The sequence below is a fragment of the Haemophilus haemolyticus genome (genome assembly GCF_003351405.1).
GTDB lineage: Bacteria > Pseudomonadota > Gammaproteobacteria > Enterobacterales > Pasteurellaceae > Haemophilus > Haemophilus haemolyticus_N.
In genome coordinates this window covers 1674209-1692305 of sequence record NZ_CP031240.1, presented here as the reverse complement: position 1 = coordinate 1692305, position 18097 = coordinate 1674209, and the positions used below count along the sequence as shown (strand labels likewise).

The window sequence follows — 18097 nt, the reverse complement described above, 5'->3', positions numbered from 1 at the left end:
TTTCACCGCACTTTTATACCCTAATTAAATAAAAAATACAGAAATAGTCTACCTAAATCCTAAATTATTCATTTGCATATCCTGATTTTAGCAAGGGTTTCCCATCTAAATATGCCAAATTATCTTTAAGTCTTAACCGCTCTTCGATAAACCATTTAATCACAATCGGATAAATTCTATATTCTTGCTCACGGGTTCTAGCTTCTACTTCTTCGATGCTATCTTCAGGAAAGATTGGCACTTTTGCTTGTAAGACAATCGCACCACCATCGACATCTTCATTGACAAAATGAACAGTTGTGCCGTGTTCATTGTCGCCTGCTGCAATCGCACGTTGGTAGGTGTTTAAGCCTGCGTATTTAGGAAGAAGAGAAGGATGGATATTTAAAATTTTTCCTGCAAAACGTTGAGTAAATTCTGGGGTAAGGATTTTCATATAACCAGCAAGGACGAGCAAATCTACTGCTAGGCTTTGCAAATAATCGCCAATGGCGTTGTCCATTTTGAGGTTATTAGCAAAATTTTTGCGAAGAAATACCGCTTGCGGAATCTGTGCTTGTTTGGCTCGAACTAAGCCGTAAGCATCAGCTTTGTTACTTACCACACAAGCAATTTTGGCGGGAATATCGCCTGAATGGCAGGCATCAATAATAGTTTGTAAATTCGTTCCTTGACCAGAAATAAGGACGGCAATTTTTTTCATTTTCTTCCTTATAGAAATCAGTCCAAAAGGGCTGAATTGAAATTTAAGATTTTATTATTGAATCTCAATCAGTGCTTCGCCTTCGCCAAGAGGTACAATTTTGCCGATAACCCACGCTTTTTCGCCCGCTTGTTCAAGCAATGCAAGAGCGGTTTCAACCTCTTTTTCTGGTAATGCAATTACCATACCTACGCCACAGTTGAAGGTCCGATACATTTCATAACGACTGATATTGCCTTTTTCTTGTAACCAATTGAAGATCGCAGGCCATTGCCAGCTTGATTCATCAATCACTGCTTTGGTGTTGTCAGGCAATACACGCGGGATATTTTCCCAGAAACCGCCACCTGTTAAGTGAGCAATGGCGTGAACTTCGCTCTGCTTGATCAGCTGTAAAATCGATTTTATATAGATTTTGGTTGGTGCTAAAAGGTGTTCGCTAAGCGATTTGCCTTCTAATAAATCCGCTGGATTTGCACCACTTACTTCAAGCACTTTGCGAATTAACGAATAACCGCTTGAACCGAGTGCGATTAAGGTGTCGCCTGTTTTCACTGCTGTGCCGTCAATAATCTCTGATTTTTCTACCACGCCTACGCAGAAACCCGCCAAATCATAGTCGCCTTCCGTGGTACATTCCTGGCATTTCAGCGGTTTCGCCACCGACTAACACACAGCCAGACATTTCGCAACCGTCTGCAATTTGATCACGCTTGCTGCCACATCAACGTCTAATTTCCCTGTAGCATAGTAATCTAAGAAGAAAAGCAGTTCTGCACCTTGTACGATTAAGTCGTTTACACACATTGCGACTTAATCTTGACCGATGATGTCGTGTTTGTTTAAGTCAATCGCTAGGAGTAATTTTATGCCAACACCATCTGTGCCAGAAACTAAAATTGGTTCTTTATATTTGGTTGGTAAAGCACATAATGCGCCGAAACCACCCAATCCTCCCATGACTTCTGGACAGCGAGTGCGTTTTAGATCGCCTTTGATACGCTCGATTAATTCATTTCCAGCGTGAATATCGACACCAGCATCTTTGTGGCTAAGTTGTGTGTCGCTCACGATTAACCTCGAACAATTGAAATAAAAACTGGGCAGATTATACCACTAGGCAAACGTTTGCGGTATTGTTAAATTAATTCATTTAATGTCATTTTTAAAATTAAAATGAAATTGCTTGCAATCAAAATTTATTTGTACTACTTTAATAGTACAAATAAGTTCAAGATCTAGGAGAAAAAATGAAAACTACTACTGCATTAGTTACAGGTGCAACCGCAGGCTTTGGCTTGGCAATCTGTAAGAAATTGATAGAAGCAGGCTATAAAGTGATTGGCACGGGCAGACGTGCAGATCGATTAGCAGAAATCCATTCACAATTAGGTAACAATTTTCTACCACTTGCCTTTGATATTCGCGATGAACAAGCCACAATTAACGCTCTAAGAACCCTTCCTGAAGGCTGGCAAGCGGTCGATTTATTAGTGAATAATGCAGGTTTAGCTTTGGGATTAGAGCCAGCACATAAAGCGGATTTACAAGATTGGCATCAGATGATCGATACCAACATTAAAGGATTGATTACTATCACTCGTCTTGTGTTGCCGAATATGGTGGCTCGTAATCACGGGCAGATTATCAATTTGAGTTCAATTGCAGGTACTTATCCTTATGCTGGCAGTAATGTATATGGTGGAACTAAAGCTTTTGTAACACAATTTAGCTTAAATTTACGAGCTGATCTGGCAGGCACAAAAATTCGAGTAAGCAATGTTGAACCCGGTTTATGTGGTGGTACGGAGTTCTCTAATGTACGTTTTCACGGTGATGATGAAAAAGCCGCAAAAGTGTATGAAAACGTACAATCGGTTCAGCCTGAAGATATTGCGAACATTGTATTATGGCTTCATCAACAACCTGAACACGTGAACATTAATCGCATTGAAGTAATGCCAACCGCTCAATCTTTTGCGGGAATGAGCGTTGCAAAAGATAACTAAAAAATAATAGGAAAAAATATGTCAGATACACTTCTAAATCCTTATTTCGGCGAATTTGGCGGAATGTATGTACCCGAAATTTTAGTGCCTGTTTTAAAACAATTAGAACAAGCTTTTGTAGAAGCACAAAATGATCCTACATTCCAAGCAGAATTTGCTGATTTACTCAAAAATTATGCAGGAAGACCGACCGCACTTACCCTTTGTCGCAACCTAACAAAAGGTACTAAAGCGAAAATCTATCTTAAACGTGAAGATTTATTACACGGTGGTGCCCATAAAACTAACCAAGTATTAGGGCAAATTTTATTAGCTAAACGCATGGGTAAAACACGTATTATTGCCGAAACAGGTGCGGGGCAGCATGGTGTTGCGACAGCCCTTGCTTGTGCTATGTTAGATATGCCATGCCGTATTTATATGGGCGCAAAAGATGTTGAGCGTCAATCGCCGAATGTATTTCGTATGCGTTTAATGGGGGCGGAAGTGGTTCCTGTACAAAAAGGTTCTTGTTCTTTAAAAGATGCCTGTTGTGAGGCTATGCGTGATTGGTCAGCAAACTATGAAACCACCCATTATTTACTTGGAACCGCTGCAGGCCCTCACCCCTTCCCGACGATTGTGAGAGAATTTCAAAAAATGATTGGGATTGAGACTAAACGTCAAATTCTCGAACGAGAAAGTCGTTTACCTGATACGGTAATTGCTGCTGTTGGTGGTGGTTCGAATGCAATTGGTATGTTTACTGATTTTATTGATGAACCAAATGTTCGGTTGATTGGCGTTGAACCAGCGGGGAAAGGTATTGAAAGTGGTGAACATGGTGCACCATTAGGTCATGCAAAGGTTGGCATTTATTTCGGGATGAAATCCCCTTTAATGCAAACGGAAGATGGTCAAGTTGAGGAATCCTACTCTGTTTCAGCCGGATTAGACTTCCCTTCTGTTGGGCCTCAACATGCTTATTTACAAAGTATTGGACGAGCAGAATATCCAAGTATTACCGATGATGAAGCATTGAATGCTTTTCAAGAGTTAGCTAAACATGAAGGCATTATTCCTGCATTAGAAAGCTCACACGCACTTGCTCAAGCCCTAAAAATGATTCATCAAGAACCTAACAAAGAACAAATTTTAGTCGTGAATCTATCTGGTCGTGGCGATAAAGATATTTTCACCGTAGATAAAATTTTGACAGAAAAAGGAATGAAATAATGAGCCGTTTTGAAACTCAATTTGCTGCGCTTAAAGCAAAAAATGAAGGGGCATTTGTTCCTTTCGTCACCTTATGTGACCCTACTTTTGACCGCTCTTTTGACATTATTTGTACGCTTGTGGATAACGGCGCAGATGCTTTAGAGCTTGGTTTCCCTTTTTCCGATCCGCTACTCGATGGCCCAGTTATTCAAGCTGCGAATAATCGAGCTTTAACTGCGGGCTATAGTACTGAAGATAGCTTTAAGTTATTAGAAAAACTGCGGTCAAAATATCCAGAGATTCCGATTAGCCTATTACTTTGTGCTAATTTAATTTTTGCCAAAGGACTAGATGCTTTTTATCAACGTTGTGCAGAAGTCGGTGTTGATGCTGTACTTGTGGCAGATATTCCGTTACTCGCAAAAGAAGATTATGTACAAGCAGCTAAAGAACACGGCATTCAACCGGTATTTATTTGCCCGCCAAATGCAGACGATAAAACGATCCAAGGTGTAGCACAAAATAGCGAAGGATATACTTATTTAGTCTCACGTGCTGGCGTAACCAGTGCTGAAAATCAAGCTCACGCAGCAAATTTGGACACCCTTGTAGAACAGCTTAAAGCCCATAATGCCCCACCAATTTTACAAGGCTTCGGTATTGCTCAACCAGAGCAAGTTAAAGAAACGTTGTCTTTGGGGGCTGCCGGTGCAATTTCAGGTTCTGCCACGGTGAAAATCATTGAGCAGAATTTAGATAATCACGAGCAATGTTTAGCTGAATTAGCTAAATTTGTTCAAGCGATGAAAGCTGCAACAAAATAAGCAAAAAAGAACCCGCACTTGTGGCGGGTTTCTTTTATCTATTGAGAAAATTAAAAATTTAATACTTTATCGGCTTCCATTGTCCAGTCAGCCAGCTCTGCTAACGTACCTATTTCCACCCCGTCCGCCAACGGCAATTCAGTGATACCACGAGCATTTGTACAGGTTTTACAAAGTTTAATTATCGCCCCTTGTGCCGTTAAAATTTCCAACATTTGTTGTAAATTATATCCTTCTGCTGGATTTTGTTTTGCTAAACCGCCAGTTACCGCATCAGACATTAAAAATACTTTTAAATTAACTGCACTTTTATGCTGCTCTTGCAACTGTAACGCCAAACGTAATGCACTAAAAAAATGTTCGTCACCATAAGGGGATGAATGGATAATAAATAGAATATTTTGCATACTCTTCTCCTTAATTTCCTTGGTATTAGGTATTAATAGCCTTGTTGATAAATTCCTTCCAACAATTTCACTGAAAGTAAGGCGAGATTAAAGCGTTGTTCATCTGCCACAGACCAAAATTCTACGCCATTTTCTACCGCACTTATTTGACTTAAATGAAGTTTTACTGATTCTTCCCCATTTTCTTGTTCTCCATTAAGAACAGGCGTAATTAATGTTTCTTCTAAAGCGATAAGCTCGCTATTTTGAGGCTGATAGTCGAAATCATAATCTGAAAGTGCGGTGACTTTTTGTGCCAATCCATAAAATACAGGCACTTGGATTGCGTGGAATGTAGCACGCTCTAATTGCGGAAAAATTCGTTGTAATTGATTAGATAAACTAGGTGTTTGATGTGGATAAACATCAAACGCTAAGCGCGTTTCTTCTTCGTCTAATGGAATACCATTTAATAAACGAGCTGTTTGTCCCGCAAGTTTAGTCACGGTTTCCGCATCTGTATAAGAGGCTGGTAATAAAGAGGTGACAAACACTTGATTAAGATTCGTTTCTTGTAAAATCGGGGCAAGCGTTAAAGCAAGTTGGCTTACTTGTGGATCAGGCAAGCTAACAATGTTACGTTGTCTTAATTCAAATAGCTGTGATTCATTTACCGTTGGGACAACAACGGGCACATCAGAAAGCGCACTGCAAACGCCTAACATATCAATGACAATACAGCCCTGCTCCGCTGCTTGCGCAATATGGGAAACTTGCTCAAGTTTTCCTGCAAAAAAGACATAATTAAAATCAGCCCACTCAACTTCATTTGGCGAAAGTTGTTCAACGCCTTTATTGCGAAAACGAATATTTTGTTCTTCTTCAAAAGGTATCATTTCAACAATAGAAACGTTACTAATTTCAAGGGCACTTTGTTCTAAACGCTCTACAATTTTTTCACTTAATTCAAATTCTGCTGCTATCGCAATATTTAAGGTTGCGTCCATTTTTCTCTCCACTGTAAAATAATCGACATTATTTTACACCAAAACCAGGAACGAAATAATGACACCAGCAATTGATTTACTTAAAAAACAGAAAATTCCTTTTATCTTGCATACTTATGATCATGATCCACACAATCAACATTTTGGTGATGAAGCGGCAGAAAAATTAAGCATTGATCCTAAGCGCTCTTTTAAAACGTTACTTGTAGCGGAAAATGGCGATCAGAAAAAACTCGCTTGTTTTGTGCTTGCAACGGCCAATATGCTGAATTTAAAGAAAGCAGCAAAATCTATTGGTGTAAAAAAAGTGGAAATGGCAGATAAAGATGCGGCTCAAAAAAGCTCAGGCTATCTTGTGGGGGGAATTAGCCCGCTCGGTCAAAAGAAACGCGTGAAAACCGTGATAAATTCAACTGCACTTGAGTTTGAAACGATTTATGTTTCAGGCGGAAAACGTGGGCTAAGCGTAGAAATTGCGCCACAAGATTTAGCAAAAGTATTAGGTGCAGAATTTACTGATATTGTTGATGAATAAGTGATGGACTTATAAATTTAAAGGCGGATTTATTCCGCCTTTTTGACTATTTCAACTCTTCCAATAATCTCCCCAATCCGCTCTGGCGTCTCACTGTTTGGCGAATTGCTGTTTTCCATATTTTTTCATCGGCAAATATAGTGAGTTCTTTTTTCGCACGAGTCACGCCCGTGAAAACTAATTCTCGCGACAATACTGGATTCACTTCTGTTGGAAGCACCATTACAGTGTGTTCAAATTCGGAACCTTGAGATTTATGAATCGTCATCATAAAAGCGGGTTCATGTGCTGGAATTCGGCTTGTCAGCACTTCTCGATTGCCAAACCATACTTTGCCATTTGCCAAGCAAAGTCCAATATCGCCGTTATAAAGGCGAACATTATGATCGTTTTCAGTAATCATAATTGGCTTGCCGATATACCAATCTTGTTCATTACGGAACCAAAGCAATTTTTCCTCTCGCAACGCTAACGCGATTTCTTTATTGAGATTTTCAACTCCTAAATTGTTATTACGAAGTGCGGTTAAAAATCTCACAGAATTAAATTGTGCTTGAATAGTTTCGGCATAGGAAATGCCTTGTTCATTTTTAGCATTAGGATCAATTTTTTGTTTACGCAAATCGTCCAACATTTTTAAGAAAGTGCGGTAATTTTCCACCGCACTTTTCACCACTTGATTAACAGCATCGCTTTCATCATTTAAGGCATTAAAGTGCAATTCTTGTGGATAGTATTCAAATAACCCAAGACTATCGTCTGCTTTGCCTTTTTGAATAAATTCAGCCAACTTACCAATACCTGAATCTTTATCAAAACGGCGACTTTCTGTTAGATGGCATAAGCAATCACGTATAGGATTTGAACAATCAGAACCTTCGATTTTGTAGCCTGTTGTCGCTTGTAAATATGAAGCTTGTTCATGACTATAAGGTTGAGTAACAAATTGTGCCAATTCCCCCAATACTGCCCCCGCCTCAACAGAGGCTAATTGCGCCTGATCGCCTAATAAAATTAATCGAGTTTCAGGCTTTAACGCATTGATAAGTTTTGCCATCATCGGCAAATCAATCATTGATGTTTCATCGACAACTAACACATCTAACTGCAAAGGATTATTACTGTTATACCGAGTGTAATCATTAAAGGCATTCACGCCCAGTAAACTATGCAAGGTACTGGCTTTTTGTGGAATCGCATTGAAAAGTGAATCGGATAAATTCATTTTTTCTTGCATAAAACCTAACGCATTTTTAATCGAGTCTTCCAAACGAGAGGCTGCCTTGCCAGTCGGCGCAACCAATTTGATATGTAATTTACAATCAAATAATTCTTGTAGAACGAGCAATAAACGCGTAACTGTCGTGGTTTTTCCTGTTCCTGGACCGCCTGTAATAATCGAAAATGGGCTTTTAATCGCTGTTGCTACTGCCACTTTTTGCCAATCTGTTTTTTCCTGTTTTTCAGGGAAATATTTATCTAATTTTTGACGAATTTCATCATAAGAAAAGGCTAAAGTGCGGTTATTTTTTAAGGTGTTTTTTATATATTGCGCGATACGGAATTCATCTTGCCAAGCGCGATAGAAATACAACGCGCCAAATTGAAATGCCATTGGCGCAATTTGATTGAGGGGATCTTGCGTAAATGCCATATGCCCGCACAACGCATTTTGCCAATCTTCCACAGCTAAATAACCAATCTTTTCACGAATTTCAGCTAAATAATCTTCTTCTGTGGTGCGATAAGCCAAGCCAAATAAATTATGTTCTAAATAGCGATCTAATTGGCTGCAAGTATTTCCCTGTGTATAACGCCAGTTACAAAGTGCGGCTAATAATATAGCTAAATTTTTGACTGGTTCTGCATAATCCGTATGGCATTGTTTATCAGCTATCAACTTAGCAAAATAATAATCACCTTGAGAAATAATGCCCTGCTCTTTAAGTTTTTGTAATACGGATAACATTAAAACACCCCGTCTAATTCTGTGATTAATTCAACGCTTGGATGATCATAAAATACGCCAGATTGTGGCTCACCATTCATTCCACGTAAGAAAAGATAAAATACCCCACCGAAATCTCGCGCATAATCGTAATGAGGCACAACGCTTTGCAAATAACGATGTAATGCCAGCGTATAAATTAAATATTGCCAATCATAGTGACTGTGTAACATTTCTTTTTTTAATGCCTCGTGATTGTAATCAGACAGAGTTGAACCTAAGAAATTAGATTTATAATCGACAAGATAATATTTCCCATTATGGCGGAAAACTAAGTCAATTGAACCTCTCACCATGCCCTGAATTTGTTCAAATTGAAGTGGCTCGCTTGGCAAATGATGATGGATTTTCAACGCGTGATTAAACGCATCAACATCAAAATGTTCCCGAATAGCCAGATAAAATGGCATTTCTTTAATGCAATCTTTATTTGCCAAATCAGCCAATGCTATTCCTATTTCATTAGAAAGTGGTGTACGTGAAATCTGTTGTAGCCAATATTGTAGCGGTTCTGTAAAGGTTTCATCTAATTGTAGGGATTGTCTTAATGTGTCAATTTCTTCGGTATTTGCTAAATCAGAAAAATAGCAATTTTCAAAATGACGATGTAATGCAGTCCCGACTTGTTTACCTCGTGGCAAATCTAAAATATTTGATTCATTTTCGTTTAAAAGTGCGGTGGACATTTCAATAGCATTTTGGCTATCGTAATCTTTTGCGTCATCAAAAACAGCGTGTTTTTTACCCGCACTTTCAGTGAAATAATGCTGGCGGCGATGACCTTGTTCAATTGAAGTAAAACTGGTTATTCGCCAATCTTGCTCAATATTGCCCGTAAATTCTGCGGCTTTAAGATCATCATTTTTTGTATTGGTTGATAAAGCCGGAAAAGCCTCTAGATTTGGCTTAGTGCAGATTTCCACATTATCTTGCATTTTTTCTTTAAAGGCTTGCAACAACGTCTCGGTATCTTTAGGTGCTGATAAGGCTATTTCCTTACCTATTTCACCTTGGCTTAATACATAATGTAAGGCATTCCATTTTTTATCAAATTGCGCAGGCAAAGCGAATGCCATTTGATATTTGGCACGCGTTAAAGCCACATAAAGTAAACGTAACTCTTCCGCAAAAGTTTCTTCATAAAGTGCCTTCAAATTGCGATTTTCTATATCCCATAAGGTTTCATCTCGTTCTTTAGAATAATAAATATTCATGTCACCAGCCGTTGGAATTTTGCTTGGTACAGCTAAAAATGGTAGCCAAACTAAATCGTATTCTAAGCCTTTGGATTTATGGATACTCACGATTTTTACCAACTGGCGTTCGCTTTCTAAACGAATTTGAGCCTCTTGCCGACCTTCGCCTTGAATTTGTTTTTCAAACCAACTGAGTAATGCCGCTTCACTTTCGTGTAGCGTGGCAGCTTGTTGTAAAATTTCTGCCAAATGTAGGAAATCCGTTAAATCTCGCTCGCCCGTTGCTTGGCTTAATAAGCGTTCTGAAATGCCTTGTTCCAATAAAATTTGGTGGAGCATGACCAATATTCCTTGGCGTTGCCAAGTTTGTTGGTATTGAGCAAAGCTATCTGCCCAACGCTGCCAGTCTGCCTCATTTTGCTGAATTTGATGAATATCCGCTGCATTTAAACCGAAAAGTGCGGTCGCAATCGCATTCAAAATTGGACGCTCAGCAACATTTAGGCAAGCTTTTAAAATTCTGAGTAATTCCACTGCCACATGGCTATCAAAAACACTACTTTGATCTGAAAGATAAACGGAGGCAATACCAAGTTTTTGTAACTCTTGAATAACATCAGCAGCTTCGTAACGATTTTTTACAAGAACAGCAATATTTGCCGGTTGCAATGTTTTACAGGTATCTTCGTTTTGAAAAACTGCCTGATTTTCTGCCGCACTTTTTAGCCAATGTTGAATAGAAATAGCACATATTTTTGCCATTTCAGTTTTATTCACTTTGTCACTTTCAGTTAAATAAAAACGATAAGCAGGTTCTGCCTTACCGTTTAAATAAAATCGCAGATGATCATCACGAGAATCAACAGCAGTAAAGTTAATATTTTGATAAATAAATGGCGATTGAGGAAAATCAAATAAAGCATTGACGCCATCAACCAAATGCTTCTCTGAACGATAATTTTTAGTGAGTTCAAAGCGAGATTCGGCTTCGTCCGATGCTTTTAGATAAGTAAAAATATCTGCGCCACGGAAACGATAAATCGCCTGCTTCGGATCGCCAATCATAATAAAACCGGTATTTTTTTCGGGATTATCACGATAAATTTTTGAAAAAATAGCGTACTGTTGTGAATCCGTATCCTGAAATTCATCAATCATCGCAAAAGGATATTGGAAACGAATCATTTCCGCTAATTTATCTCCTTGCGCACCTTGCAAGGCTTCACAAAGCAAACGCAATAAATCATCAAAGGATTTTTCTTGATGATTAAGTTTATAGTCTAAAAGTTTTTGTTGTAAGCCTTGTCGATAATAATAAAGAATGATTCTACGAAGTAAATCTGGGGATATTAAAGCATTAACTCTCTTTTCAAGCTCTTCAAAAATCGGTGCATAAAAAGGCGTTGCCGGTTTTTTATCTTTATTTTTATCAGTTTGTTCTTCGTAATTTTTCTCAATAGATGATTGTAGAAAATACTCTTTCAATGTGGTATTAATTTGATAATCTCTAGAATTATTTGACCATTGATTGATTTTATTAATCCAATCCTCTAAACGCTTTACTTGGTACTTTTTACGATTTAACGATTTCAACTGATCTTTTGGATAATCTTTCTCCAGTTCATTGGTAATAATCAGTGAAATTTCATCCGCATTTTCCAACCAAAAGGCCTTTAATTCATTCAAAGCCTTTTGACGACCACCAAGATATTGCTGTAAAAAAATTTGCATAGATACAGATAACGCCTGTTTATTTTCAATCTCAACATTCAAATCTTTACCTAAATCCGCTTTCAACAAAGACAACACATTTTCTGGTGATACTAATTCTGCCGCAATAAAATTCGAAGATTCAAAATCCAACGGATAAAAATGTTCTCGCCAAAATTCATTAGCAAAACGAGCTAATAAATCAGATTGATCTTTAATTAATTCTAAATTGAAGTGAATGCCAGAATGGAAAGCATATTGCATCAACATACGGCGACAAAAACCGTGAATGGTATAAATCGCCGCCAAATCCATATTTTGCTCAGCTAATTTTAAGCGATGAATAGCCTCAAAAATATCCAAATCCTGACAAAGTGCGATAAGAAATTCATCATTTTTAAATGCGGATTTATCTTGGGTTTCTGCAAAGGCTGTGAGTTTATCAATCGCATCTGTTATACGCTCACGAATTTTTTTCTTAAGTTCCTCTGTCGCCATTTCCGTAAAGGTTACCACCAGAATTTCTTCCACATTTAACGGACGAGAAAAGTTATTTTCCCCCGCCTTTAATAAAAGTCGTAGATATAAAGAGCCAATAGTATATGTTTTCCCTGTACCAGCGGATGCTTCGATTAAGCTAATTTGATTTAAAGGCAACGTGATAGGATTTAGTGGGATTGTTTCGGACATAGATTTTAACAGATGAGAACTAATGGCATTATTTTACAAAATTTGAAGTTAAAAATGCAAAAAAAGGACGCTTTTCAGCGTCCTAATTCTTTTTTATCTAAACTTTAAAAAATTAAAGTGCAGATTTTGCTTTTTCAACTAATGCAGCGAACGCTACTTTGTCGAATACAGCGATATCAGCAAGAATCTTACGGTCGATCTCAACAGATGCTTTTTTCAAGCCGTTGATGAATTTGCTGTAAGATAAACCATTTTGACGCGCTGCAGCGTTGATACGTGCAATCCATAATTGACGGAATTGACGTTTACGTTGACGACGGTCACGATATGCGTATTGACCAGCTTTGATCACCGCTTGGAAAGCAACGCGATACACGCGTGAACGTGCACCATAATAACCTTTAGCAGCCTTAAGAACTTTCTTATGGCGTGCTCTTGCAATAACACCACGTTTTACACGAGCCATTATTTAATCTCCTATGTAATATTTTTCTAAAATGAACTAATCGTACGTTTTGCTTAAATAACGGCTTATGCGTATGGTAAGCAAGCTACTACTAAAACTTGGTCTGCTTTCGCAACCATTGATTTATGACGTAAATGACGTTTACGTTTAGTTGTTTTTTTAGTCAAAATATGACGTAAGTGAGATTGTTTACGCTTGAAACCACCAGAAGCAGTTTTTTTGAAGCGCTTCGCTGCGCCGCGTACTGTTTTGATTTTAGGCATTGTTAAAATAACTCCGCATTTTTCGTTTAAAACAACATAATCAGGCGAACTTAAAAAGTTACTTGGAAGCACTGATCATTTCCATCATAAGGCAAATTAAATTGCCTTTTCAAAAGCAGTTAGGCTGCGTAGTGTGCCCAACATGCAGTTGTCTTTTCATTTAAGTCAAACTTAAACAAAAAGATTTGCTGAGAAATCTCAGCAAAATTCTTATTTTTTCTTAGGTGCTAACACCATTACAGCCTGACGGCCTTCTAATTTACCTGGTGCAGATTCAACGACAGAAATTTCAGCTAAATCATTTTTTACGCGCTCTAACACATCAAAACCAATGTCTTGGTGAGCCATTTCACGACCACGGAAACGCACGGTAATTTTCGCTTTGTCACCGTCTTCTAAGAAACGGATTAAGCTGCGTAATTTAACTTGATAGTCACCTTCATCTGTGCCTGGACGGAATTTAATTTCCTTAACTTGCACAACTTTTTGTTTTTTCTTTTGTTCTTTAGCGGTTTTACTTTTTTCGTAAAGGAATTTACCGTAGTTCATAATGCGACAAACCGGTGGCTCAGCATTTGGGCTAATTTCAACAAGATCAAGCTCTGCTTGCTCTGCCATTTCTAGGGCTTGTTGAATAGAAACAATCCCTGCTTGTTCACCATCTTGGTCAATTAAACGAACTTCTTTTACACGAATCTCTTCATTGATACGGTTTGGGCGATTTACTGCCGGCGCTTTTTTTACGGTTTTAATAATCGTATTCCTTCTATTGGTTAATAGTAAAAATCTTTTCGCTAAAAATAAAAGATTTCAAATTTATTGCCCGCAAAGAACGAGCAAAATCCCGCGAATTCTATAGTATTCACACCACTTATGCAACAAAATTTAGCCTTTGAGCGAAATTTCTACGCTTAAACTTTCGCCAAATTCAAGCAAATGATGAATGCGAGCAGTTTCTAAGCACAACATCGTTTGATAGCCAATTTCACTCATTCCACTCGTCTTTTTATGCCAAGGATTCCAAAGGACAAATTGGCTTGCATTATGATGATGCAGTGCAATCGTACGATTAAAACTTTTATCTACAATTTGATTCTGCATTTTTTCTGCAGAATAAATGCAATCCACATTTTCAGAAATGTGACGCGGTGACGGAACGTTTTCTTGTTGTTGGTTTAAACTATTAAAACAAGTTTCAGGTAAACCTTGTACTTCCACTTGATTAATATCTCCAATATTGAAATAGGTATGCAATGCTGCTTGCGCAGGTTCTTCGCCATAATGTGTAAAAGTTAAATGACATTTGTCAGTAAATACCATTACAATTTTAGCTTCGATAATATTTAAATCAGAAAACAACTCAAATTCTAACCGCACTTTATGTGCTGAAATGTCGTAATGACTCAACTGCCATAAACGAATACGAGCTGTGCCGTGTGCAGGTTGTTTTACGCCACCAAACCAGGGATAACAAATCGGTACACCACCACGAATAGCATTGCCATTTTCGAATGGTTCTACTTCACTTAACCATAATACATCTTGCTTCGCATTTTGCGGTTTCCAACTAATAAGCTGTGCCCCTTGCAAGGAAATTTTTGCCGTTCCAACCGCATGTTTTAAGTGAAGAACTGGGATGTTGTTATGTTGAATAAGGTGAAGCTCTGGTGTCAGTGTTTTTAGTAATGTTGTTTTCATGTTTATTCCTGTGGTTTTAAAAGATAAATAAGGTTCAGAGATAACAAAGGGCGTATTAGATACGCCCTTAATCTACGACTTTGATTAAATTTCGTCAATAATTCGATAAACCCAATTTTCCAGTGGATCATTCAAACGTTTCATCTCTGCGCGCATTTCTTCCAACATCTCTTTTTTGATGCTGTTATATTGTGAATCATAGAATAAATTGTGCATTTCTTCCGGATCGTTACGGATGTTGTAAAGTTCACAAACATCAGTCGCATTAAATACGAGTTTGTAATCTTTACGACGCCACATACGTTGTTCAAAATACACAAAATGCCCCGCAAGCTGACCAAGTACACCTTTTCTTTGGTTATCTTGGTGTTGGCGCATAATCGGGAGAATACTCTGCCCTTCAAAACTTTCAGGAACTTTTTGATTAGCTAAATCAAAAACTGTCGAGGTTAAGTCGTGAAGATAGATAAAGTTATCATCTTCTTGATTGACTCGGTCTGAATTTGGGTCTTTGATAATCATCGGAATGTTGTAGGTGGCATCAAACATAAATTCACCTTTTTCAATCATTCGATGCGCGCCCATTGCATCACCATGATCTGCGGTTGCTACCAAGAAAGTGCGGTCATAAAGGCCATTTTTTTCTAAGTAATCGAATAATTCACCGATTGCATCATCAATTAAGGTGATATACCCCCAGAATTTTGTGATGACCTCTTTCCAATGATCTTCGCTCGCCTCCCACATTCCCCACATTTTTGAAATTGTGCGGAAATGCCCTGGTTTGCCCTCTAACGGTTTAAAGAAACTTTTATCAAGTATCACATCCTCTTTTCTATACATAGAATAATAAGGTTCTGGCACGATACAAGGCGTGTGAGGTCCCCAGAAGTTTATCCATGCAAAGAATGGTTTGCCTTCATCTAATGATTCTTGAATATATTTTTTCGCTTCATCAATGATGAAATAAGGGATAGTTTGATCTTTTGTGCCTGAGAGTAAACCGCAGAGTTCTTGTACTCTTAAATGTGGGTTATCACCAAAGTAGGCGCGGCTTACTTCTGGGATTTCATACCCCTTTTCTTCTAACCATTCTTTATAACGATTAGAATGTGTTGGTGGTTGGTTGAAGACTAAATTTTTATATACTCCACTGCCGGGATAGCCATAACCATCAAAGTTATGGCCTTTAATCCCGTAATCTTCGGGTACGGATTTAGTACCTACGTGCCATTTCCCTACAACATAAGTGTTATAGCCAGCTAATTTACCGATATTCGGTTTTTCTTGACTAATTTCACCTATACCGCCTTTTTCCCCATTTTTAATAATGCCGTGGGACGACGGCATTAATCCAGTAAAAAGTGAAGTGCGTGCAGGCCCGCAAACAGATGCTGGAGTAAAGGCGTTATTAAAGCGAACGCCATCTTTTGCCAAACGATCTAAATTCGGGGTTTTCACAATTTGGTGACCATAAGGCCCCAACATATCTTTACGAATTTGATCCAGTAGAATATAAATAATGTTCATTATTTAGCCTCTTTATCTCGTACAACAAATAACACGATAATTTGTAATACCGCCCATACGCCAAGTACCATTGATGGATTGCCAGATTCTGATGCCATACCAAGTGGTGAAAGGAAAGTGTAAAGCGCAAGTAAACCCAAGATTAAAGATACGCTGGTTACTTTTAAGTATTTCCAGTTAGTTAAATCTACGTTACCTAAGTTTTCTTTGTTTTCAATGTAAGGTTCACGGCGTAAGAATTGTCCTAAGATGAGCATTAATACGACATCAAATACAAATAATCCGCCCATAACATACACAAAGTTGATTTTGACATTAAACACCCAAACGATGCAGAAGTACAAGATAACGTGAGCAAGTAAAGCGATACGTGCTGCTTTGCCAGATACAGTTTTGTTAAACATACCTACGGCAAATAAAGCAACGATTGGAATATTCACAAATCCTGCAAAACGTTTAGTGATTAAGAAGATACCATCTGTACCAAACATGAGTAACGGAGCGAAAATCATAGTGACAATGGCCATAATGGTAGAAACTTTTTTCGCATAAGAAATTAATTCTTCTTCTGACCGCACTTTTTTGCTGATAGAAGGTAATAAGTCTTTACAGTAAATGGTTGCTGCTGAATTTAAGAATGAGTTAAAGGTACTTAAAATTGCGCCAAATAATGCGGCAATAAAGAAACCTTGTAACCAAGTTGGTAATACTTTGTTTACTAATAATGGATAAGAGGCATCAATTGGATTTACGCCTTCACCTAAAATATGGAAACTCAATAAACCAGGAAGGTTTAAAATGATCGGTAAAGTTAATAAGAATAATGCTGCGATCAAAATACCTTTTTGACCTGATTGTAAATCTTTCGCACCTAAGCAACGTTGTACAATAGCTTGGTTCGTTGTCCAATAGAAAAAGTGAACAACCATAATACCGGTGAAAATCGTTGGCCAAGGTGTGGCATCGGTTTCGCTACCAATCGCATTCCATTTTTCAATGTGCGTTGTTGTGATTGTATGTAAACCTTCAGAGAAACTGCCATCGCCTAAATACATCAAAGCAAAGAATGGGACAAGCAATGCGCCAATGACTAAAATCACCGCATTAATCGTGTCTGATACCGCCACCGCTTTCAAACCACCAAAAATCGCATAAATAGCGCCTACAACACCAATGGCAATGACCGTGTAAGTTATAGCTGCCCCATAGCTTAAACCAAATGCGGTTTCTAAGTTGAAGATTTTATTGAAGGCGATTGCACCAGTGTAAAGTGCGGTTGGAATTACGATGAAAAGATAAAACACTAAGAATAATGTTGACATAATCAAGCGTGTTTGACGGTCAAAACGGCTTTCAAAAAATTCTGGCACTGTTGTGTAACCGTTACGCAAATATTTCGGCAACATATAAAGCGCCAAGAAACAAAGTGGAATAACCGTTGGAACGGTCCATGCGATAATTGAAAAGTTTCCTTTATAAGAGACCGCATTTACGCCAATCAGTTGTTCTGTTGAGAGTGAAGTTAATACCATTGAGCACCCTATCACTAACCCACCTAACCCACGGCCAGCTAAGAAATACCCTTTGGATGTACTTAAATCATCCCCTTTTGTTTTTAACCAAGAAATATAAGCAACCACACCAGTTACAATGAGGAAGCTGAGTATCGTCATGAGCATATGTTGTCCTCCCTATATCGATCAACATAGCGTAAAGATAATATAATGCTCTCTAAAGGGTTATGATAATTGTCATATTAAGATTGTGAGGTGGATCACAGAAATAATAATTGAAGATAAATTCAATGGTTTTTATTTTCTGGCAGTTGAAGAAACAATAAAAAATGCGGTCAAAAAACCATAAAAATTTTGACCG

General features: G+C 38.1%; 15 protein-coding genes and 1 pseudogene. 4 read left to right on the top strand and 12 right to left on the bottom strand.

Annotated elements, in window-relative coordinates:
* Nucleotides 1-64 precede the first annotated feature (64 nt).
* Nucleotides 65-703, bottom strand: coding sequence for a phosphoribosylglycinamide formyltransferase (gene purN, locus DV427_RS08425; protein ID WP_114892006.1), 639 nt, complete (start codon nucleotides 701-703; stop codon nucleotides 65-67).
* A gap of 54 nt (nucleotides 704-757) precedes the next feature.
* Nucleotides 758-1774 (bottom strand): annotated as a pseudogene (purM, locus tag DV427_RS08420) (phosphoribosylformylglycinamidine cyclo-ligase).
* A gap of 179 nt (nucleotides 1775-1953) precedes the next feature.
* Between purM and DV427_RS08415 the strand changes: the two are divergent.
* The 3 genes from DV427_RS08415 to trpA are packed head-to-tail and all read left to right on the top strand — an operon-like array spanning nucleotide 1954 to nucleotide 4733.
* On the top strand, nucleotides 1954-2712 hold the full coding sequence (locus tag DV427_RS08415) for an SDR family oxidoreductase (protein WP_114892005.1): 759 nt from the start codon (nucleotides 1954-1956) through the stop codon (nucleotides 2710-2712).
* An 18-nt stretch (nucleotides 2713-2730) separates the two neighbouring features.
* Nucleotides 2731-3927, top strand: a complete 1197-nt coding sequence (gene trpB, locus DV427_RS08410) for a tryptophan synthase subunit beta (RefSeq protein ID WP_114892004.1) — start codon at nucleotides 2731-2733, stop codon at nucleotides 3925-3927.
* A complete protein-coding gene (gene trpA / locus DV427_RS08405) occupies nucleotides 3927-4733 on the top strand; it encodes a tryptophan synthase subunit alpha (protein ID WP_114892003.1) in 807 nt (268 codons plus the stop codon). The genes trpB and trpA overlap by 1 nt, the downstream gene beginning before the upstream one ends.
* 50 nt (nucleotides 4734-4783) lie before the next feature.
* Here the strand turns inward: trpA and DV427_RS08400 are convergent, their stop codons facing one another.
* Together DV427_RS08400 and DV427_RS08395 are read right to left on the bottom strand one after the other, a co-directional pair.
* Nucleotides 4784-5140: a DsrE/DsrF/TusD sulfur relay family protein gene (locus tag DV427_RS08400; protein WP_114892002.1), complete on the bottom strand. Its 357-nt coding sequence runs from the start codon at nucleotides 5138-5140 to the stop codon at nucleotides 4784-4786.
* Nucleotides 5141-5172: 32 nt separating this feature from the next.
* Nucleotides 5173-6126 carry an oxidoreductase gene (locus DV427_RS08395; RefSeq protein ID WP_114892001.1) on the bottom strand — a complete coding sequence of 318 codons (954 nt, stop codon included), beginning with the start codon at nucleotides 6124-6126 and terminating at the stop codon, nucleotides 5173-5175.
* A 58-nt stretch (nucleotides 6127-6184) separates the two neighbouring features.
* Between DV427_RS08395 and ybaK the strand changes: the two genes are divergently transcribed.
* On the top strand, nucleotides 6185-6661 hold the full coding sequence (gene ybaK / locus DV427_RS08390; protein WP_114892000.1) for a Cys-tRNA(Pro) deacylase: 477 nt from the start codon (nucleotides 6185-6187) through the stop codon (nucleotides 6659-6661).
* 46 nt (nucleotides 6662-6707) lie between these two features.
* On the opposite strand, the gene recD is transcribed toward ybaK, so the two are convergent.
* The 8 genes from recD to DV427_RS08350 all read right to left on the bottom strand — a co-directional run bounded on the left by recD (nucleotide 6708) and on the right by DV427_RS08350 (nucleotide 17901).
* Nucleotides 6708-8630: an exodeoxyribonuclease V subunit alpha gene (gene recD, locus DV427_RS08385; protein ID WP_114891999.1), complete on the bottom strand. Its 1923-nt coding sequence runs from the start codon at nucleotides 8628-8630 to the stop codon at nucleotides 6708-6710.
* Nucleotides 8630-12265, bottom strand: coding sequence for an exodeoxyribonuclease V subunit beta (gene recB / locus DV427_RS08380; RefSeq protein ID WP_114891998.1), 3636 nt, complete (start codon nucleotides 12263-12265; stop codon nucleotides 8630-8632). The genes recD and recB overlap by 1 nt, the downstream gene beginning before the upstream one ends.
* Before the next feature lie 112 nt (nucleotides 12266-12377).
* A complete protein-coding gene (gene rplT / locus DV427_RS08375) occupies nucleotides 12378-12731 on the bottom strand; it encodes a 50S ribosomal protein L20 (protein WP_005596075.1) in 354 nt (117 codons plus the stop codon).
* A gap of 65 nt (nucleotides 12732-12796) precedes the next feature.
* A complete protein-coding gene (gene rpmI, locus DV427_RS08370; protein WP_005596065.1) occupies nucleotides 12797-12994 on the bottom strand; it encodes a 50S ribosomal protein L35 in 198 nt (65 codons plus the stop codon).
* Nucleotides 12995-13204: 210 nt separating this feature from the next.
* On the bottom strand, nucleotides 13205-13666 hold the full coding sequence (infC, locus tag DV427_RS08365) for a translation initiation factor IF-3 (protein ID WP_479680568.1): 462 nt from the start codon (nucleotides 13664-13666) through the stop codon (nucleotides 13205-13207).
* A gap of 213 nt (nucleotides 13667-13879) precedes the next feature.
* Nucleotides 13880-14692 carry a D-hexose-6-phosphate mutarotase gene (locus DV427_RS08360; protein ID WP_114891997.1) on the bottom strand — a complete coding sequence of 271 codons (813 nt, stop codon included), beginning with the start codon at nucleotides 14690-14692 and terminating at the stop codon, nucleotides 13880-13882.
* A gap of 84 nt (nucleotides 14693-14776) precedes the next feature.
* Nucleotides 14777-16222, bottom strand: coding sequence for a sulfatase family protein (locus tag DV427_RS08355; protein WP_114891996.1), 1446 nt, complete (start codon nucleotides 16220-16222; stop codon nucleotides 14777-14779).
* Nucleotides 16222-17901 carry a solute:sodium symporter family transporter gene (locus DV427_RS08350; RefSeq protein WP_005628694.1) on the bottom strand — a complete coding sequence of 560 codons (1680 nt, stop codon included), beginning with the start codon at nucleotides 17899-17901 and terminating at the stop codon, nucleotides 16222-16224. The genes DV427_RS08355 and DV427_RS08350 overlap by 1 nt, the downstream gene beginning before the upstream one ends.
* Nucleotides 17902-18097 lie beyond the last annotated feature (196 nt).